This window comes from Gilliamella sp. N-G2 (assembly GCF_002142215.1).
GTDB lineage: Bacteria > Pseudomonadota > Gammaproteobacteria > Enterobacterales > Orbaceae > Gilliamella.
The window spans coordinates 135,636-156,112 of the sequence record NZ_NAST01000002.1; the positions used below are offsets into that span (position 1 = coordinate 135,636).

19 protein-coding genes are annotated in these 20,477 nt (G+C 34.0%); 13 read left to right on the forward strand and 6 right to left on the reverse strand.

Annotated elements, in window-relative coordinates; genetic code table 11:
* The first annotated feature begins 59 nt into the window (after nt 1-59).
* The 9 genes from B6C99_RS01695 to hslU all read left to right on the forward strand — a co-directional run bounded on the left by B6C99_RS01695 (nt 60) and on the right by hslU (nt 7,617).
* Nucleotides 60-1,631 carry a cytochrome ubiquinol oxidase subunit I gene (locus tag B6C99_RS01695; RefSeq protein ID WP_086358249.1) on the forward strand — a complete coding sequence of 524 codons (1,572 nt, stop codon included), beginning with the start codon at nt 60-62 and terminating at the stop codon, nt 1,629-1,631.
* Between the two features lie 19 nt (nt 1,632-1,650).
* Nucleotides 1,651-2,787 carry a cytochrome d ubiquinol oxidase subunit II gene (gene cydB / locus B6C99_RS01700; RefSeq protein WP_086358250.1) on the forward strand — a complete coding sequence of 379 codons (1,137 nt, stop codon included), beginning with the start codon at nt 1,651-1,653 and terminating at the stop codon, nt 2,785-2,787.
* A gap of 9 nt (nt 2,788-2,796) precedes the next feature.
* Nucleotides 2,797-2,904 (forward strand): cytochrome bd oxidase small subunit, CydX/CbdX family, encoded by a 108-nt coding sequence (locus tag B6C99_RS01705; RefSeq protein WP_086358251.1) that lies wholly within the window; start codon nt 2,797-2,799, stop codon nt 2,902-2,904.
* Nucleotides 2,905-3,077: 173 nt separating this feature from the next.
* Nucleotides 3,078-3,473: a tol-pal system-associated acyl-CoA thioesterase gene (gene ybgC, locus B6C99_RS01710; RefSeq protein WP_086358252.1), complete on the forward strand. Its 396-nt coding sequence runs from the start codon at nt 3,078-3,080 to the stop codon at nt 3,471-3,473.
* Complete coding sequence (gene tolQ, locus B6C99_RS01715) at nt 3,474-4,154, forward strand: protein TolQ (RefSeq protein ID WP_086358253.1); 681 nt, start codon at nt 3,474-3,476, stop codon at nt 4,152-4,154.
* Nucleotides 4,151-4,576: a colicin uptake protein TolR gene (gene tolR, locus B6C99_RS01720; protein ID WP_371265801.1), complete on the forward strand. Its 426-nt coding sequence runs from the start codon at nt 4,151-4,153 to the stop codon at nt 4,574-4,576. The genes tolQ and tolR overlap by 4 nt, the downstream gene beginning before the upstream one ends.
* Nucleotides 4,577-4,608: 32 nt before the next feature.
* On the forward strand, nt 4,609-5,577 hold the full coding sequence (tolA, locus tag B6C99_RS01725) for a cell envelope integrity protein TolA (RefSeq protein WP_216819341.1): 969 nt from the start codon (nt 4,609-4,611) through the stop codon (nt 5,575-5,577).
* A gap of 155 nt (nt 5,578-5,732) precedes the next feature.
* Nucleotides 5,733-6,260: an ATP-dependent protease subunit HslV gene (hslV, locus tag B6C99_RS01730; protein ID WP_086358256.1), complete on the forward strand. Its 528-nt coding sequence runs from the start codon at nt 5,733-5,735 to the stop codon at nt 6,258-6,260.
* A gap of 28 nt (nt 6,261-6,288) precedes the next feature.
* On the forward strand, nt 6,289-7,617 hold the full coding sequence (gene hslU / locus B6C99_RS01735) for an HslU--HslV peptidase ATPase subunit (protein ID WP_086358257.1): 1,329 nt from the start codon (nt 6,289-6,291) through the stop codon (nt 7,615-7,617).
* 74 nt (nt 7,618-7,691) lie between these two features.
* Here hslU and asmA read toward each other — a convergent pair whose 3' ends face one another.
* The 3 genes from asmA to mltA form a co-directional block, all read right to left on the reverse strand.
* Entirely contained in the window at nt 7,692-9,560 is a 1,869-nt protein-coding gene (asmA, locus tag B6C99_RS01740; protein ID WP_086358258.1) for an outer membrane assembly protein AsmA, read from the reverse strand.
* 32 nt (nt 9,561-9,592) lie between these two features.
* Nucleotides 9,593-10,174, reverse strand: coding sequence for a dCTP deaminase (gene dcd / locus B6C99_RS01745; RefSeq protein WP_086358259.1), 582 nt, complete (start codon nt 10,172-10,174; stop codon nt 9,593-9,595).
* Between the two features lie 68 nt (nt 10,175-10,242).
* The gene (gene mltA, locus B6C99_RS01750; RefSeq protein ID WP_086358260.1) at nt 10,243-11,325 is read right to left on the reverse strand and encodes a murein transglycosylase A; all 1,083 of its coding nucleotides are present in this window, start codon (nt 11,323-11,325) and stop codon (nt 10,243-10,245) included.
* 199 nt (nt 11,326-11,524) lie between these two features.
* Between mltA and cycA the strand changes: the two genes are divergently transcribed.
* Complete coding sequence (gene cycA / locus B6C99_RS01755) at nt 11,525-12,898, forward strand: D-serine/D-alanine/glycine transporter (RefSeq protein WP_086358261.1); 1,374 nt, start codon at nt 11,525-11,527, stop codon at nt 12,896-12,898.
* A gap of 48 nt (nt 12,899-12,946) precedes the next feature.
* On the opposite strand, the gene B6C99_RS01760 is transcribed toward cycA, so the two are convergent.
* A complete protein-coding gene (locus B6C99_RS01760; RefSeq protein WP_086358262.1) occupies nt 12,947-13,969 on the reverse strand; it encodes a TerC/Alx family metal homeostasis membrane protein in 1,023 nt (340 codons plus the stop codon).
* Between the two features lie 179 nt (nt 13,970-14,148).
* Between B6C99_RS01760 and dacB the strand changes: the two genes are divergently transcribed.
* On the forward strand, nt 14,149-15,582 hold the full coding sequence (gene dacB / locus B6C99_RS01765) for a serine-type D-Ala-D-Ala carboxypeptidase (RefSeq protein WP_086358263.1): 1,434 nt from the start codon (nt 14,149-14,151) through the stop codon (nt 15,580-15,582).
* A gap of 49 nt (nt 15,583-15,631) precedes the next feature.
* Here dacB and B6C99_RS01770 read toward each other — a convergent pair whose 3' ends face one another.
* Together B6C99_RS01770 and B6C99_RS01775 are read right to left on the reverse strand one after the other, a co-directional pair.
* On the reverse strand, nt 15,632-17,467 hold the full coding sequence (locus B6C99_RS01770; RefSeq protein WP_086358264.1) for an ABC transporter ATP-binding protein: 1,836 nt from the start codon (nt 17,465-17,467) through the stop codon (nt 15,632-15,634).
* A 252-nt stretch (nt 17,468-17,719) separates the two neighbouring features.
* The gene (locus B6C99_RS01775; protein ID WP_086358265.1) at nt 17,720-18,403 is read right to left on the reverse strand and encodes a LexA family transcriptional regulator; all 684 of its coding nucleotides are present in this window, start codon (nt 18,401-18,403) and stop codon (nt 17,720-17,722) included.
* A 651-nt stretch (nt 18,404-19,054) separates the two neighbouring features.
* Here B6C99_RS01775 and tatA point away from each other — a divergent pair.
* A complete protein-coding gene (gene tatA, locus B6C99_RS01780; RefSeq protein WP_086320111.1) occupies nt 19,055-19,231 on the forward strand; it encodes a Sec-independent protein translocase subunit TatA in 177 nt (58 codons plus the stop codon).
* A 15-nt stretch (nt 19,232-19,246) separates the two neighbouring features.
* The gene (locus B6C99_RS01785; protein WP_086358266.1) at nt 19,247-20,431 is read left to right on the forward strand and encodes an FAD-dependent monooxygenase; all 1,185 of its coding nucleotides are present in this window, start codon (nt 19,247-19,249) and stop codon (nt 20,429-20,431) included.
* Nucleotides 20,432-20,477: the final 46 nt, after the last annotated feature.

Here is a 20,477-nt window from a genome sequence, read left to right on the forward strand (position 1 = left end):
ACAATAACAAAAAATAACGTTACAAAATTTGTGGGCATTTAGGGATAAGGGAGCGCTTTATGTTAGATATTGTAGAACTGTCACGCCTTCAGTTTGCACTCACAGCTATGTATCATTTTATTTTTGTACCATTAACGCTTGGAATGGCGTTTATGCTTGCAATTATGGAAACTGTATACGTTGTTAGTGGTAAGCAAGTCTGGAAAGATATGACTAAATTCTGGGGTAAACTATTTGGTATCAACTTCGCAGTTGGCGTTGCTACTGGTTTAACCATGGAATTTCAGTTTGGTACCAATTGGTCTTATTATTCACATTATGTAGGTGATATCTTCGGAGCACCACTTGCAATTGAAGGGTTAATGGCCTTTTTCTTAGAATCAACAATGGTTGGTTTATTCTTTTTTGGATGGGATAGATTAAGTCGTGGTAAGCATTTAATGGTTACTTGGTGTGTGGCTTTTGGTTCTAATCTTTCTGCACTCTGGATTTTAGTTGCGAATGGTTGGATGCAGTTTCCAGTCGGTTCTGACTTTAACCCAATTAACTCAAGAATGGAAATGCAAAGTTTTTTTGAGTTAATTACCAACACTGTCGCTCAATATAAATTTGTTCACACTGTGGCTGCGGGTTATCTTACTGGTTCTATTTTTGTGTTAAGCATTAGTTCATATTATTTACTCAAAAAACGTGATTTACCCTTTGCTAAACGCTCTTTCGCAGTAGCTGCAGTATTTGGTTTTATTATGTCAATTGTCGTCGCTATTATGGGAGATGAAGCTGGTCACGAAATTACAACTGTGCAACCCGTTAAATTAGCGGCAATTGAAGGTGAATGGGAAACTCAACCCGCACCAGCTTCATTTAATGTTATTGCATTTCCTTCTCAAGATAAAAAAGAAAACTTATTTGCAATTGAAATTCCTTATGTGATGGGAATTATGACGACTCGTTCGCTCGATACTCAGGTAACAGGTTTAAAAGATATTTTAGTTTCTAATGAGACTCGAATTCGCAATGGGATTTTAGCTTATTCTAACTTAGAAAAAATTCAAAAAGGTGATAAAGATCCTGCAGTATTAAAGGCATTTGAAGATAATAAAGTCGATTTAGGCTATGGTTATTTGGTTAAACGTTTCACTGATAAAGATAATCTAACAATTCCTGAAGCTACTGAACAACATATTAAAGCTGCAGCTGAAGATTCAATTCCAACCGTATGGCCTTTATTCTGGGCATTTAGAGGAATGGTTGGGCTTGGTTTATTAATGATTTTAGGTACTGGACTTGCATTATGGTCAACATACAAGAATAAAATTGGTGAAAAACGTTGGTTATCTCGTTTACTTCTTTTATCTTTACCATTTCCTTGGCTTGCATGCGAATGTGGTTGGTTTGTTGCGGAATATGGTCGTCAACCATGGGCGATTCAAGATGTATTACCAACAGGTGTAGCTAATTCATCATTAACTCCAGGTGAAGTATTATTCACCATGATTCTTATTTGTGGACTTTACACGATGTTCTTAGTTGCTGAAATGTTCCTAATGTTTAAATTTGCACGATTAGGGCCAAGCTCTTTAGGTACTGGCAGCTATCATTATGAAAAAACACAATCGATATCAGAATAAGGCATAAGGAGTATATACAATGATTGATTATGAAATTGTACGAGCCATCTGGTGGTTGCTGATTGGCGTTGTGTTAATCGGCTTTGTTATCACCGATGGTTTTGATATGGGTGTTGGTATCTTATTACCATTTATTGGCAAAACAGATACTGAACGTCGTATTATGATAAATGCAATAGCGCCACATTGGGATGGTAATCAAGTGTGGTTAATTACAGGTGGTGCAGGTATTTTCGCTGCTTGGCCAATGGCTTATGCAGTATCTTTTTCTGGTTTTTATATTGCAATGATTTTAGTGTTATGTGCTCTATTTTTTAGACCGATTGGCTTTGATTATCGTAGTAAGCTTGAAAATTCTAAATGGCGTAATATGTGGGATATTGCAATTTTTTTAGGTAGTTTTGTTCCCGCTCTTGTTTTGGGTGTTGCATTCGGAAATTTGTTAGAAGGTGTTCCATTTAGATTTGATAATGGCTATCGTGCTTTTTATGATGGTTCATTTTTTGGTTTACTTAACCCATTTGCTCTATTAGCTGGTATTGTGAGCTTAATGTTAATCGTAGCTCACGGTGGTGCTTGGTTGCAGATGAAAACTTCTGGTGAACTTTACCTAAGAGCAAGAAAAGCAACCCAAGTGGCAAGTTTAATCATGTTAATTGCATTTGTATTAGCTGGAGTCTGGGTTGCATTCGGTATTCATGGTTATGAAGTAACTAGTAGTATAGATCCGAATGGCGTTTCAAATCCATTAAATAAAACTGTATCGACTGATGTTTCATGGTTAAAAAACTATATGAATTATCCGATATTATGGATTGTACCAGCCTTAGGTGTGTTATTACCTTTATTAACTATTTTATTTTCAAGTTTAAATAGAAATGGATTAGTGTTTTTATCTTCAGTATTAACAATTGCCTGTGTACTATTTACGTATGGTATTGCGACCTTCCCATTCATTATTCCATCAAGCATTATGCCAAATGCTAGTTTAACAATTTGGGACGCAACTTCTAGCCAACTAACACTTAATATAATGTTCGGTGTAGTGTTAATATTTTTGCCGATCGTTCTTTTCTACACGATATGGTCTTACATAAAAATGTTTGGACGTTTAGACAAGAATCATATTGAGAACAATAAACATTCACTTTATTAGGAATTAATTATGTATTACTTTTTATGGTTAACCGGATTAATTGCAGCTTGTATGCTTGCTGTTGTTACTGGACTTTGGGTTGAAAATTTTGGTAACGAAAAAGAAACTAAAAAATAACAACGTAAAAAGATTGAAAGGTGGCAAATTGTCACCTTTTTAATTATAAAACCGTATATAAGATAAATTATCTATAAATGATAATTGTTTTCATTTAACTATTTTTATATCATAGTGCAGCGAATTTCATAATCATATATAATGACACAAAATTTTTTTGTAGATCACGAAATATGAAACAATTCAATTGGAATGCAAGAGTCTATTATGAAGACACAGATGCTGGCGGGGTAGTTTACCATGCTCGGTATCTTGCTTTTTTTGAGCGAGCTAGAACGGAAATGCTAAGGCATCTAGAAATTAGTCAACAAAAGTTATTACAGGAAGGTATTGCATTTGTTGTCAAAAAGATGGATATTAGCTACGACTTTCCTGCCCGTTTAGATGATATGCTGACTATAAGCACTAAAATTGAACAAATTCGTAAGGCGTCTATTATTTTTAAACAGACAATTTTAAACCAAAATAAGCAAATTATCAGCAGAGCTGATGTGGTGATTGCTTGCGTCAATATGGCTAAAATGAAGCCGTGTGCGCTTCCTAAATTATTAGTTTTGGAGTTTATTTAAGTGGAAAATCTGAATATTATTGATCTATTTTTACATGCAGGATTTTTAGTCCAAGGAGTTATGTTATTGTTACTAGCATTTTCTGTAATGTCTTGGGCTATTATTTTTCAGCGTAGTAAAATTTTAAGTAAAGCTAAGAAACAAGTCGAGCAATTCGATAATAGTTTTTGGTCTGCAGATGATTTAAATGTACTCTTTGATAAAGCAAAATTCAATAAAGAGGAGATTTGTGGTACAGAACATATTTTCTATTCGGGTTTTAAAGAATTCTCTCGCTTATATCAAATCAACCCCAATATGCCAGAAGCAGCTTTAGATGGTGCATCTCGTTCAATGCGTTTAGCTATGAATCGCGAATTGGATAATTTAGAATTGCATATTCCTTTTTTAGGTACAGTTGGGTCAATAAGCCCGTATATTGGATTGTTTGGCACTGTTTGGGGTATTATGCATGCTTTTATTTCACTTGGAGCAGTCAAACAAGCTACTTTACAAATGGTCGCACCAGGTATTGCTGAAGCGTTAATTGCAACTGCAATCGGCCTGTTTGCTGCGATTCCTGCTGTTTTGGCATATAACCGATTATCATTGAGTGTAAGTCGTATGGAGCAAAATTATTTGAACTTCATTGATGAGTTTTCTTCAATTTTACAACGCCAAGCAGTAGCTGTTAGGAAATAATTATGAGTAGACGTTCTCGTTATTCAACTAAGTCTGAAATCAATATAGTACCGTTACTTGATGTATTATTAGTATTAGTATTGATTTTTATGGCGACAGCCCCAATAATAAGCCAAAGTGTTGAAGTTGATCTTCCAGAAGCGACAGAATCGAAAACTGTTTCTCCTTCTGATAATAAACCAATAATTATTGAAGTTTCTGGGATAGGTGTTTATGCGATTATCATTGACCAAAATCGGCAATCAAATATACCCCAAGAACAAATTGTTGCAGAAGTCAAACATCAGATATCACTCAATGATAAAGCTGTTTTTTTAGTTGGTGGTGCGAAACAAGTTCCTTATGAAGAAATTATAAAAGCTTTGAATTTGCTTCAATCAGCAGGAGTTAAATCTGTTGGATTGATGACTCAACCAATTTAAATAAATAATTATTAAATTAAAAAATGTCAGCAATGTCTAATAAGTTAAATTCAAAATTAAATTTACCAATTATCATTTCCATTATTTTACATGGTATATTAATCATTGCCTTGGGATATAAATTTATGAGTGATACTGGTGAAAACTACGGAAGTATCAATGGCAATTCTATTGATGCTATCATGATTGATCCATCAGTTATGACAGAACAATATCAAAGACAATTGCAGGTTCAATCTAATCAAAGAAAGGTAGAGCAACAGCGCCAAGAACAGCTAGATAAACAAGTTGAAGAACTTGCGGAAAAGGCAGCTGCCGAGAAAGCGGCAGCGGAAAAGGCAGCCGCCGAGAAAGCAGCAGCGGAAAAGGCAGCCGCCGAGAAAGCAGCAGCGGAAAAGGCAGCCGCTGAGAAAGCAGCAGCGGAAAAGGCAGCCGCTGAGAAAGCAGCAGCGGAAAAGGCAGCCGCCGAGAAAGCAGCAGCGGAAAAGGCAGCCGCTGAGAAAGCAGCAGTTGAAAAGGCAGCCGCCGAGAAAGCAGCAGCGGAAAAGGCAGCCGCTGAGAAAGTAGCAGCGGAAAAGGCAGCTGCAGAGAAAGCAGCAGCGGAAAAGGCAGCTGCTGCGAGAAAAGCTGAACAAGCAAAAAAAGATAAAGCGCTTAATGACCTTTTAGGTGGACTTACTTCTGGGACTCCAAATGCTTCTGGAGGAGCTGCCAGTCGTAAAGGTGCCTCTGATGGCGAGTTAGATAAATATAAATCATTAGTACAAAACGCAATAAGTAATAAATTTATTAATCCACCTAATTTGTATCGAGGAAAAATTTGTGAATTACAAATTCAGATAGCTCCTGATGGATTATTGCTTAATGTTACCTCGAAAGGCGGTGATGCTGATTTATGTAGGGAAGCACTTGCAGCTACTAAATTAGCGGTTATCCCAAAACCAGCTAGTAATTTATATAATGAAGTAAAAATGATGAGCATTGAATTCCAACCTAAATAAGTAAAATTTAAGTCACTTGATTTTTATATTTTATTATGTAATTCACCAATAAATATTCTTCATCTTTATAATTAAACGTTGAAAATTTACTAATCATCCCAATATATAATCTATTCATTCCGAATTAAGTGTTTAAGTAAAAGAAGGAGCAGAATATGACAACAATTGTCAGTGTCCGTCGTGAAGGTCAAGTAGTCATAGGTGGCGATGGACAGGTTACATTAGGTGAACGCATTATTATGAAAGGTAATGCTCGAAAAGTTCGCCGTTTATACAACAATAAAGTGATAGCAGGATTTGCTGGAGGCACTGCAGATGCTTTTACTCTGTTTGAATTGTTTGAAGCAAAATTAGAAATGCATCAAGGTCATTTAACTAAAGCTGCTGTTGAGCTAGCCAAAGATTGGCGAACTGATAGAATGCTTCGTAAGTTAGAAGCACTACTTGCTGTTGCTGATGAAACTGCATCATTGATTATCACTGGCACAGGTGATGTTATTCAACCCGAAGATGACTTGATTGCAATTGGTTCAGGTGGGCCTTATGCTCAGGCTGCAGCAAGAGCTTTATTAGATAATACTTCATTATCTGCGCATGATATTGTACAAAAATCGCTATCAATAGCTGGTGACATTTGTGTTTACACCAATAACTTCCAAACTATTGAAGAGCTAAATTACTAATTGAAACTGATTTAAGAGAAATACTATTATGTCTGAAATGACTCCTCGCGAAATTGTAAGCGAATTAGACCAACATATTATAGGACAAGATAAAGCAAAACGTTCTGTTGCTATTGCTTTACGTAATCGCTGGCGCCGTATGCAGCTTGATGAAACATTACGTCATGAAGTTACGCCAAAAAATATTTTGATGATCGGACCAACCGGGGTTGGTAAAACAGAAATTGCAAGACGATTAGCTAAACTTGCGCATGCTCCATTTATTAAAGTAGAAGCGACAAAATTTACCGAAGTAGGTTATGTGGGTAAAGAAGTTGATTCCATCATTCGTGATCTTACTGACTCTGCTGTTAAGATGATTCGCCAAGAGGCAATTGAAAAAAATCGTAATAGAGCTGAAGAATTAGCTGAAGAGCGTATTTTAAATGTTCTTGTTCCACCAGCTAAAGATGGTTGGGGGCAAGTTGAAAATAATAATGATTCAACGGCTAGACAAGCATTTAGAAAAAAATTACGTGAAGGTTCACTTGACGATAAAGAAATTGAAATTGAAGTTGCTGGTGTCAATATCGGTGTTGAAATTATGGCTCCTCCAGGTATGGAAGAGATGACTAACCAACTACAGTCGATGTTTCAAAATTTAGGTGGTCAAAAAACAAAAACGCGTAAAATGAAGATCAAAGATGCTTTCAAGCAGTTAATTGAAGAAGAAGCGACCAAATTAGTTAATCCTGATGATCTTAAACAAGAAGCAATTGAAGCGGTAGAGCAAAATGGGATTGTTTTTATTGATGAGATAGACAAGGTATGTAAACGTGGTAACTCCTCTGGACCAGATGTTTCCAGAGAAGGTGTACAACGCGATTTACTACCACTTGTTGAAGGTTGTACTGTTTCAACTAAACATGGTTCAGTAAAAACTGATCATATTTTATTTATTGCATCGGGTGCGTTCCAAACAGCTAATCCATCAGATTTAATTCCTGAGCTGCAAGGGCGTTTACCAATTCGAGTTGAATTACAAGCTTTAACTAGCGAGGATTTTGAACGGATTTTAACTGAACCGAATGCATCATTGACAGTCCAATATAAAGCATTAATGGCAACTGAAGGTGTTAATATTGACTTTACATCAGATGGCATCCGTAAAATTGCTGAATCTGCTTGGCAAGTTAATGAACAAAATGAAAATATTGGTGCTCGCCGTTTGCATACAGTACTTGAACGTTTAATGGAAGATGTCTCTTTCGAGGCCAGTGAATTAGGTGGTCAAACTATCACAATTGATGCTAAATATGTTAGTGATCATCTAGATAAGCTTGTTGCAGATGAGGACTTAAGCAAATTCATTTTATAATCAAATATATTATTTAAATAAAAAGGTGAGTTTTTACTCACCTTTTTAATATTTATTAGTTATTTCATTGAAGATTATTTTTTAAGAAATTCACTTAATATATCAATGGCTTTATGTTTATCTTTATCTTTGGAATCGTGATTTTCTAATTTATCACGTAGTTTATCTAAACGCTGTTGTAATTTATCACCAAACACATCAGAGAAAATTTTAGCAATATCTAATTGATAATGTAAATTAGAAAATTGTCCATATATGCGTAATGGAATGATAACTTTTTGTAGTTTTGCGATAGTTTCATTTTTACTATTCAAACCATCCAGTATTTTTACATTTAGATTAACATCTAAATCACGGTTAAGCATACCTATTCTACCTGAACCATCTATAATATCTAATGTTTCAGAATTTGCATTGAGTGAGTTAAGTTGAATATTACCTAGGTTTAAATAAGTATTAGTTGTGATTTTTTGAAATTCAGTATAGTTTTTATGCTTTTCAGAACTTGTATCAGTATTGCCATATTTAGCAGCGGCATTTTCAATAATACTTAGAATGTTAATATTGTTTAATTTAGCATTGGTAATGTTGATACTCGCATTGCCTTTTACGCTTTCTAATAATTTATTTATTGATAATGTATTGGTTTCTAATATCCCAGTAGCATTTAATGTTCCATCAAGATCATAAGCCATATCCATTTGGGTAAAAAATGAATTTAAATTGATATTACTTACTTTGGTATTTAGCTTAACTTGAGATATATTTTGTTTACCGTTAGCTGTACCTGTTGCAGCGATTTGTCCATTAGCAAAATTAAAATTTAAATCTTCGAATGTCGAAATACCATCTTGATTATCAACACGAACATTCAGATTACTAAGTTTAATTTTATTGGCTTTCACTTCTTTTATATTTATTATTGCTTTTCCATCAAATGAATTAAGAATACTCAATTCATTATCATTTTTTGCAACAACAGAAACAACCGGCGAAGTTTGTTTTGTAGTAGTGCTTTTTGTTGATTTTTCATCTTTTTGAAGGAAAGGCGTTAAATCTAATTGATTCGTATTTAATTGCAAATTGATTGTAGGTTTGTTGTCAAAGCGGACATTAATTTTACTTGTAAAATTATTATTGTTTATTGAAAACTCCAAATTTTGGCTATTTAACTCCATGGGTTCTTTTTGGTAATTAAACACACCAATTGCACTACCTTTTATCTCTTTTTCTGCATTGACTATGCCGTTGTAGGTATAATTAAATTTTTTTAAATCAATCGTCGCTTTTTCAGGAAAATGCATTAAATCTATATTGGCATTTAATGAGTAATATAAATCTTGTTGGTTTTTGTCAATATTTCCATTTAATTCAACAGAAAGATTTTTATCGTTATTTTTTTGTAATAACAGATTAACATTTCTAAAGTTTATCAAATCACGATTATGCTGAAATGCAATGGTACTATCAGCTATTTCGAATTTATTTAAACTAAATTTCCAATTAGATGAATTTTCTTTGTTTTCAGATGATTTTTGTTCTGAAAAGTTAGTTATTGTTGAAGTATTATTTTTAACATTTTCACCCTTGCTTTCATCAGTAATATTAATTGTTGCTGATTTAATAAACACATTTTTAATGGCTAAACTTTTTGAAAACAAAGGGAAAAGTTCGACATCAAGTCTCATGTTGTCAGCTGTTAATAAAGGTTTTGTCGCACCGGGATCATATAATTTAACTGAATCGGTTAATATACTAACTTGGGGTAAAATATGCCAACGCAGATCGCCCTCTATAGTCAATTCATACCCCGTTTTTTCTTTTATTGTTTGTGAGATATAGCCGCGAAAATTATTAGGATCAACAAATACAATAAGTGAAACAATGCTAATGACAATGACCAAAATTAAGATAAATAGAGCAACCAATATTTTTTTTATCATATTAAAGTCCTGTATTAAGGTTATGAGATGTATTAGTCTTTATCAATACGACTGGCGACAGCACCATGTTGGTCTTTATACTTTGCATCTTTTCTTCGATTATACGGTCTAGCGGCTGGACCACTCAGTGTTTCAAAACTCAGTGCACCAATAGTCATGCCTGGTCTAAGTGCTATTGGGATTTTTCCTGAATTGTAGAACTCTAAAACAATTTGTCCGTGCCAGCCAGGATCGATACGATGAGCGGTAACATGTACCATAAGTCCTAGGCGAGCTAATGATGAGCGTCCATCTAACCAACCGACCAAATCATCAGGAATTGTAACTGATTCTAGTGTTACAGCTAAAGCTAGCTCTCCTGGATGTAAATAGAAAGCATCACCTTCAGATAATATCATTTCTTCGCTCATGACTCGTTCTAAAGCAGCAGAAACTTCTTCTTTGGGACCACTCAAATCAATATAGGGAGTAGTATGTTCTTTAAAAGTACGAAATTGATTACCAAGTCGAACGTCAACAGTTGCCCCATTAATACAACTTAATTCAGGTTGTGGCGTGATTTTTAATTTACCACTATCTAAATATGCTTCTATATCACGATCACATAATCTCATAAGTTTTTCCTTAATTCTGCTTTTATCTCATTTTAGCAGCTTCTTTTGTTGACGTCGATGTTGGTAGATTAAGGTTTTATAACCCAAGCTCGACCAAAATGATTGTAATAACCAGCTTGTTTACCTGCTTTGTCGCCAATACCTAGATAAAGATCAAAATGATGGCCTTTAATTGCCCCACCAACATCAAGTGCTACCATCAATCGTATTTCTCTTCTGCCACGATATTGACCATCATCATCATCAAGAAGTGGAACATCTACTAATATGACTGAACCAGTTGGAACTAATAATTTATCCGATGCTACTGAAGCATTCGCAATTAAAGGTACTGCTGCAGAACCTTTCACTTCAGCATTATATTGCGGTTTAAAAAAAACAAATGATCGGTTTTGAATCAATAATGCTTTAAGTTGTTTTTCACTTTTATTTTTAGCCCAATCTTTAATTGATTGAATGGACATATCTTCTTTTGCTATTTCACCTTGTTCAACTAATAAACGCCCTATACTTGAGTAACCGTGACCATTTTTACCACCATAACAAAAGAAAACTAATGGTGTACCATCTTCAAAATCAATATAGGCGCTCCCTTGCACTTCCATTATAAAGTTATCCATTAATGAATTACTGTAAGCAATTTCGAGACCTTTACCGGCTAATGCTCCATTATAGATTTGTTCACGACTAGGTAGACGACCTTTGGATTTAGCCGGCATTTTATAAATTGGGTATTTAAACTCACCGGTTGGTTGGCGTCTAGCTTTTATGACTGGGGTAAAATAACCGGTTAAATGGACATTGCCATATCCATCTTTACCGGACATTTCATAACTTTTAAGGCCAACTTTATCGAATTCAGTTGAGTCCAATGAGCGATTAATCCAAGCGTCAATTGCTTTATAAATATGTTCATTTTTACGATACAAAGAAGGTGATGCAGTTTTTAATTTTTCAACTTGAATAGTATAGTCAGAAATATTTACAGGTACAGCTAAATGTGGTCGACTGACATTAAGATTATATGGTAATTTGCCATCTTTAAATTGTTTACTTTGTGAGTTTGAACTACTCTGACAGCCGGTAAGTAGTGACAGAATAAATGCAAACAATAATAGATAAATATGTAATTGAAGTTTGTTTTCTTTCATCTTGATAATTTATTGTAATTAGTTAAGTGACAAGAACGATTATGCTACACAATTCTATTATAAGAAACTATCAATAATTATTATATTGTCATAAAAAGTTTTCATGTGATTAAGCTTGCGATTTAAGGCCATAGACTTTATAGTCCTGTAATCCTTATAAAAAAACGAAAAATTTTAAAAACTACAGGTAATCGAAACGATGAACGTTACGTCTTCAAATAGTGATCTTAAGCGAAATCTCTCCAGCCGACACATTCAATTAATAGCAATTAGTGGTGCAATTGGTACGGGTTTATTTATGGGCTCAGGAAAGACGATTAGTCTTGCTGGACCATCTATTATTTTTGTCTACATGATTATTGGGTTTGTTTTATTTTTTGTTATGCGAGCTATGGGCGAAATTTTATTGTCCAATTTGAATTATAAATCTTTCAGTGATTTTGCTAACGATTTATTAGGTCCGTGGGCAGGTTTTTTTACTGGTTGGACTTATTGGTTTTGTTGGGTTATTACTGGAATTGCTGATGTTGTGGCTATCGCCGGATATGCACAGCATTGGTTTCCTGAGTTACAAGCATGGATCCCGATGCTGCTTACTGTCATCGTTCTATTAACCTTGAATTTGTTGACGGTAAAAATGTTTGGTGAAACCGAGTTTTGGTTCTCGATGATTAAAATTGTGGCCATTTTAGCTTTAATTGCTATTGGACTTGTTTTAGTTGTTACCGCCTATCATTCAGAACAAACCAATACTACTGCTGCATTTTCTAATCTTTGGCAATATGGTGGTTTCTTCCCTCATGGTACTATGGGCTTTTTTGCGGGTTTCCAAATCGCAATTTTTGCTTTTGTCGGGATTGAGTTAGTTGGAACGACGGCAGCTGAAACCCTCGATCCGAATAAAAATTTACCTCGAGCGATCAATTCAGTACCAGCTCGTATTATTTTCTTCTATGTCTTTGCGTTGATTATCATTATGAGCGTAACGCCTTGGCAGTTTATTTCACCAAATAAAAGCCCATTTGTTGAGTTGTTTACGTTAATTGGCTTACCAGCTGCAGCCAGTATTATTAACTTTGTAGTACTTACATCAGCAGCTTCTTCTGCCAATAGTGGTATTTATTCAACCAGTCGAATGTTATTTGGCCTTGCAAAAAAGCAGGATGCACCCGAACCATTTGGTAAATTATCAAGACGTTCTGTTCCTGCTAATGGCTTGCTATTTTCATGTACTTGCTTGTTTGGTGGGGTAGTATTAATTTATTTAGTACCTAATGTTATGGATGCATTTACCATTGTAACAACTATTTCCGCAATATTATTTATGTTTATTTGGTCGATGATTTTAATTTCTTACATTGCCTATCGCCATAAAAAAGCTAAATTACATCAAGAATCACAATTTAAGATGCCGGGTGGCGTTTTAATGTGTTTTATTTGCCTTGCTTTCTTTGCTTTTGTGATTGTGTTATTAACTTTTGAAACAGATACTTGCCAAGCACTTATTGCAACACCTATTTGGTTCGTTATTTTAGGTATTAGTTACTATATTCGATCATTAAAGCGAGTATAACTTTTAATTATTAATCGGCAGGTTGCCTGCCGATTATCTTCTCATATCTTATTTTTTCGTTTGGTTAGGCCAAATAACACTCGCAATAATACCAAACAATAATATACCTAATACCACATAAAGACTGGTGGTTGCGTTAATACTAATTCCATAACCAAATAGATGGTCAGTTGCATTTAAAGCAAGTTTTGCGGCAATAAAAAATAATAGGCAAATTACTGCTTTACCTAAATGAACAAGATATTGTTGCATTGCCTCTAAAACAAAATACATAGTTCGTAAGCCTAAAATAGCGAATATCATTGCACTATATACAATTAATGGCTCTTGGCTAACAGCAATTACAGCAGGGACCGAATCAAAAGCAAACATAACATCACTTAACTCAATCACAACGATACATAAGAAGAGTGGTGTTGCATATAATGCACTTTTGGGCATTTTGTTGATTAGTTCACTATTCTCTGGTTTGGCTAGTTCGTTATTGAGTTGCTTTTGCGTTAATAAGAAATGGTGCCCGACTATTTTAGGATAGGAAGGAAAAATACGTTTAGCAATGCGATAAGCAAAATGTTCTGAATAATCTTTTATCTCATCATCCTTGCCTTGGTTTTTTAGCATCATCAATCCAGTTAAGGCAACCACGACAGAGAAAACCAGCTCCATCCAAGGCCCTAAGGATAATAGACCAGTACCAATAATGACAAAAACAGCTCGGAAGATGATTGCACCAATCACTCCCCAATAAAGTAACCGATGTCGATAATTGTTCGGGATAGCAAACCAAGAAAACAGTGCCATAATAACAAATAAATTATCAACAGAGAGTGCTTTTTCAAGTACATAACCAGTGATAAACAGGCTAGCTATTTCACTTCCGTGATGTATATACAGATAAAGCGCGAATCCTAAAGCCACGAAAATCCAAAAGAAAGACCACATAACTGCACTAGTTAAGCTAATGGGCTTATCATTATGATGAGCGTATAAATCAATTATAATCGCTGCTAAAGCCAAAACTATAAACATTAGTACGGTTTCAATGGGAAAGCCTAATGAATGTTGAATCATAGCTATGTTACCTATATTAAGTTATTTTTTTGAAATAAATAGAAAAATATTATGAGTATTGATATTTGTAGCATATTTTTAAAAGTGATTGAGTATATATTGATAGGCCAAGCAAAAAAAGATATATTTATCATCTTTACTTAACTAGCATTATTCAATACTCATGTGAGCATACGTTCATGACTAATATAAAGGTATCTTTTTTCTTCATTGTTACTTTTTTTTCATGTTTATTATCAGCACAACCAGTAGAACCATATATCTCATCCTTACCTAAAGGAAGTGATTTATCTATTTTAGTGCAAACTGTTGATGGTAATCCTAAAACCTTAGCAAAATATAAAAGTGATCAATTTAAACAACCTGCTAGTACGCAAAAAGTTATAACGGCATTAGCTGCACAACTTGAGCTTGGCGATAATTTTCGGTTTATTACTGGCATGTATACCAATGGTTTTCTAAATAATAAACAGCTTAGTGGTGATCTTATTATCAAGTTGAGTGGTGATCCAACTTTTAATCGTGCAAGATTAAAGAATATGATTACTGCCTTACGTCAGAAAGGTGTAGAAAAGATTTCTGGTAATGTTATTTTAGATACTTCTATTTTTGCTAGTCATGATAAAGCAGAAGGGTGGTCATGGAATAATTTAACTGCTTGTTACAATGCACCAGCATCGGCTGCAACAATTGATGATAACTGCTTTTATGCAACCATTACCCCTGGTAAAGCTGGTTCTAAAGCTTCGATTTCAGTATCATCCAATATACCGGTTATGGTATCAGGTGATGTCAGAACAATTGCTGCCAATAGTAAAGATTTAAATGATAAATATTGTGAACTTGATGTTAGTGCTGATAAAAATCGCTACCACTTATCTGGTTGTATCGCGTCGAATGCTGATAAAACACCATTAAAGTTTGCGGTAATGGATCCGACTGAATACTTTTCAACAATCTTAAAAAATGAACTAAAACAACAAAATATTACTTATAATGGTCGAGTTGTTGAAAGAAAACAAAAAACATCAGGTGGATTAACATTACTGACTTCAAGTCAATCAGCTCCACTTTCTGAGTTATTAACCGTCATGCTCAAAAAATCAAATAATTTATATGCTGATACTATTTTTAGAACTTTAGGTGCGCATTATTATAATGTGTCAGGAACTTGGCGTAATGGTGGTGATGCGGTAAAACAAATTTTACGCAAGAAAGCCGGAATTGATTTAGAAAATTTAGTTATTGCCGATGGTTCTGGTTTATCACGTCTAAACTTGGTTAGTGCGAATAAATTAATGGAGATTTTGCAATATATTTCTTTACATAATAATCAATTAGCTTTTATTGAAAAATTACCGATTGCTGGGGTGGATGGAACGTTACAAAATCGTAAAAGTTTTAATCAAGCTCCATTTAAAGAAGCAGTTATGGCTAAAACTGGCTATATTCAAGGCAGCTATAATTTAGCTGGATTTATTCAAAAATCAGATGGTCGTTATATCGCCTTTGTTCAGTTGTTATCAGGTTATCGAGCCGATAGTCAAGGTGAGGCTAAAAATGGTGCAATTATGCGATTTGAATCTGAATTTTATAGAAACTTTATTAATTAATATATAGAATTAATATAAGGGCGATGTTATATCGCCCTTATATTTTTAGTTAGAAATTATCCGCTAAGAAGCCACCACTTTGATGTTTCCAAAGTTGCGCATAAAGACCATTTTTACTGAGTAACTCTTGATGTGTTCCTTGTTCAATAATTTTACCTTGGTCTAACACGATTAATCGATCCATTGCCGCAATAGTTGATAAGCGATGGGCAATAGCAATAACCGTTTTACCTTCCATTAAGGTATATAAACTTTCTTGGATGGCTTGTTCAATTTCAGAATCCAGTGCACTCGTCGCTTCGTCTAATAACAATATTGGCGCATTTTTTAAAATAACACGAGCAATAGCAATCCGTTGACGTTGTCCGCCTGATAATTTAATTCCTCGTTCACCAACAAAAGCATCATAACCAGTTCTACCATTAGCATCAACTAAACCTTCAATAAAACTGTCTGCATGGGCTTTTTTGGCAGCGATTATCATCTCTTGTTCAGTAGCATGATTGTTACCGTATAATAAATTATCTCTTACTGAACGATGTAACAGCGATGTGTCTTGGGTCACCATACCAATTTGCGCGCGTAAACTTTCTTGATTTACCTTAGTGATATCTTGACCATCGATAGTGATCTCACCATGTTGTAAATCATAAAATCGCAATAATAAATTGATTAACGTTGATTTGCCCGCGCCAGATCTGCCAACTAAACCAATTTTTTCACCTGATTTGATGGTTAAATTTAAATTATCAATAATGGCATTATTTAACTTTTCATCGTAACTGAAATCTATCTGTTTAAATTCAATTTTACCTTCAGTAACTTTAAGTGTTGGTGCATTTGGTTGATCAACAACAGTTTTCGCTGCAGAAAATGTATTAATACCATCTTTAACCACGCCAATGTTTTCAAATAATGAAGCCATTTCCCACATAATCCAATGTGAAAATCCATTTAACCTTAGCGCTACTGCGGTTGTGGTTGCAATTGCACCGACGCCAACTAAATCATTGCTCCATAACCATAATGACAAGCCGGTGGTGCCCAATACTAGGAAAATAGACAATAAATGATTAACAATTTCAAAGCTACTGACTAAACGCATTTGCTTGTTCACTGTAACCATAAATTCATCCATCGATTCCTGTGCATATTTAGCCTCATTACCAGCATGAGAAAACAGTTTTACCGTCATGATATTTGTATAAGCATCTGTTACACGACCAGTCATGGTTGAACGGGCATCTGCTTGCATACTTGCTACTTTACTTAATCGTGGAATGAAGTAATACATTGCAATACCATAAAAAAAACACCAGACCATAAATGGAACTAATAACCAAAGATCTAACTGACCTATGATGGTAGCCATGGTGATAAAGGAAATCAGAACATAAATAAAGATATCAGCGACTAAAAAGCAAGTATCTCTTACAGCAAGTGCAGTTTGCATGACTTTTGCTGATATTCTACCGGCGAATTCATCTTGAAAAAAACGCATGCTTTGGTTTAGTACTAATCTGTGCAAATTCCAACGCAAACGCATAGGAAAATTTCCAGCTAGGCATTGATGCTTAATGATGGTTTGTAAGGCAATAATAATCGTGCTAGCTAATATAATAATGGTAAATACGATTAAGGTTGTTTTTTCTTGTTGCCAAAATTGATTTGGTGATACAGCAGCGAGCCAATCAACAACTTTACCAAGTGCGGCATATAAAAAAGCCTCAAACGCACCTGCTAGCGCACTCAATATTATTAATAGTAATAAGAAGCAGCGAGTTCCTTTAGTGGATTGCCAAATAAAGCTAAAAAAGTCTTTAGCCATTGGTTGTGGTTCATCTTTGGGATAAGGTGATACCAATTTTTCAAAAAATCGATACATAATTGACCTAATTAGTTAAAAGGTTATTCATTAATAATTTATCAATGATATAAAAAAGTGAGGTTTGTTTTGCTATACATTTATTGCTGTAGTTGCAAAAATAAATCTGAAATTAGTAAACTAAAATCACTTGAATATATACCTATTAAACTGATGTTATGAAAAGAGTAACATTTTGAGGAAAGGGGTTTTTTATACTTTCCTCGTGTAATAAATTATATATTGAAAAACTTTAGATTACTAATAGTTGTGTTAAAAGACATCTTTGATAACTTGCACAACTCGACCGACAATATTGTATTTTTCAAAATGAGCTTTAGGTACTTCAATTGTCGGATATTGGTCATTATTACAGATTAATATCCAGTTACCGAGTGTTAAGCGTATTTTTCTTAATAATGTAAAATTTTCATATTCTATTAAATAAATAGCGCCATCAATAATTTCGTTTATATCTGTGTTAATAATTAAACCATTATTATTTTCGATATCAGGTGCCATCAAATCACCTTTAGCCCAGTAAAGAATTAATTTTTTAATATCTAAACCGCGGTGAGATGCCCAGCCCTCAATTACAGGATAATTCATGACGGGTGGTATTTCACGAACATAACGTTGATTTTGTGCTTCTTTTTTGGTTGGTAGCTGTTTTTTATAAACCGGAATACGATAGATATTTTCATTATAGACTTCATCATCGTCTTGCGGATTTAAAATTTCTAGCTTATAACCTGTAGCTAACCAGTTAAATGATACGTTACATTTCTCGGCAATAACTTCTAAACGGGTCAATGATGGATAAGTTTTTCCTGACAAATAATCACGAATAACAGTTTCCGACATATCACATTTTTTTGCAAAAGCAGATACAGATAAACCTTGCATTGAAGTATGGAGTCTGTCTTTAAAAGTTTTGACATTTTTATTTTTAATCATATTTATTTTTGTCTCGTTTTTATTTATTCATCCAGTTTTTGATTATATTGTATTTTTTATGAGTTTTATATAAGTGATTAAATGAATATTCTCAATATTGTAGTTTTTAAATATGAATATTCTTTAAAATTCGTTTTATATTTTGTTATTTTATTGAATTTTCATATAAAAACCAACATTTATTATTTTTTTTAATAAATTTATTTCATTGATTTTTTGTTGAGTTTCTTTGTTTTTCTGCGAGGTCGTTTTTGGGTTTATGAACTAAAAATGGCTTTTTTAAGTGGTTAAGTACTGAATAAATATGCTTAAACTACATTTTTGTCATTTTTTACCTGTTATGTTAATATTTTATTAATGCTCTTTATTTTTCGTGTAAATTTAGTTATTTTTGCTGAAATCCAAATAAAAACGTTGACTGGAGTGAAAAAAAATGGATAATAAGCAGCGTAAGGATTTTTCATTGTTTTCTTTCCTTATATTCCTTATATTTCATGTTGGCCTGCATAATTTTTATGCAGGTCTTTTTTTATTTAAAATTAACTTGTCATGAAATCCTAGTTTAAAAAGAGTATAATTAATTCCATTATTTAAAATCTATTTGCTGAGTAACAGAGTCCAAATAGATATATATCTTTAAAAGAGGTTTTAATTATGTCATTTAGCATCCCACATCTTTTGGTCTTTCTAGCTGTAGTTGTGTTAATTTTTGGAACCAAAAAATTACGCAATTTAGGTTCTGATCTTGGCTCAGCATTAAAAGGTTTCAAAAAAGCAATGAATGATGATGAAGTTGAAACCAAAAATGATAATAAGCTTGATAAGTAATAACAAAATATTGATATGAAAACGCAATTCGATGTCGCCATTGTTGGTGGTGGGTTAGTTGGTTTGGCTACTGCCTGTGCACTAAGCAGATACGATTTAACGGTAGCCATTATTGATACTAAAGTTGATGAGTGGCAACATTTTAACGTTGATGAAATAGGCATAAGAGCGTCGGCGATAAATGGTGCCAGTCAGAGATATTTATCTCAAATTGGTATTTGGCATAATCTTTGTGCTAGTAATCGAGTTCATTCTTTTAGTGAAATTGGTGTTTGGGAAAAGAATGGTTTAGCTCATTTATCGGCTTATGCTAAAGATTATGGTTATGAAAATCTTGGCTATATTATTGAAAATAATCTTATCGCTTACCATTTGTATCAACTTGCTCTAGCCACAGATAATATTACTATATTCAATCAGGTGGCTATAGATAATAATTATACTGATGATTATGCTTTTTTGACTTTAGCGGATAATACGACTTTACAAGCTAAATTGATTATTGGTGCTGATGGTGCTCATTCATGGTTACGCAGACATGAGAAAATATCAGTATTTGAGCGTAATTATCTTCACCATGCAGTGATTACTACCGTCGAAACACAATATCCCCATCAGGCATGTGCTAGACAGATTTTTTATCCGAATGGCATTGTTGCGTTTTTACCGCTTTGGCAAGCTAATAAAAGCTGTTTGGTATGGTCGACTAAACCTGCCCAAGCGGAAATTTTAACGTCGCTGACTGAATCTGATTTTTGCCACGAACTATTTAAATTAGCAGGTGATAAAGTAGGGCAATGTCAGTTGGTTAATCCAAGAATGGTCTTTCCATTAAAAGCTCGCTTTGCCAAACAGTTTATTAAGCACCGATTAGCTCTAATTGGTGATGCTGCTCATACTATTCACCCATTAGCTGGGCAAGGCGTTAATTTAGGTTTTCAAGATTCTGCATTGTTGGTGGCTACTATCAAAAAGCTTATTGATGAGCAAAAAGATATTGGTTTAGTGGAAAACTTAAAATCATTCCAATTTACTCGTCGTAAAGATGCATTAGTTATGTTAACAGCTATGCGAACGATCCAAGATATGTTTAATGGTGATAATGCCTTTAAAAAAATGGTTAGAACGGTTGGCATGAATGCTATTGATAACTTTACTCCAATAAAGAAACAGTTGATCAAATATGCCATGCAGATTTAATCTGTTTCTTAATCCTGTAGCATTCGCTACAGGACAATCATTAAAT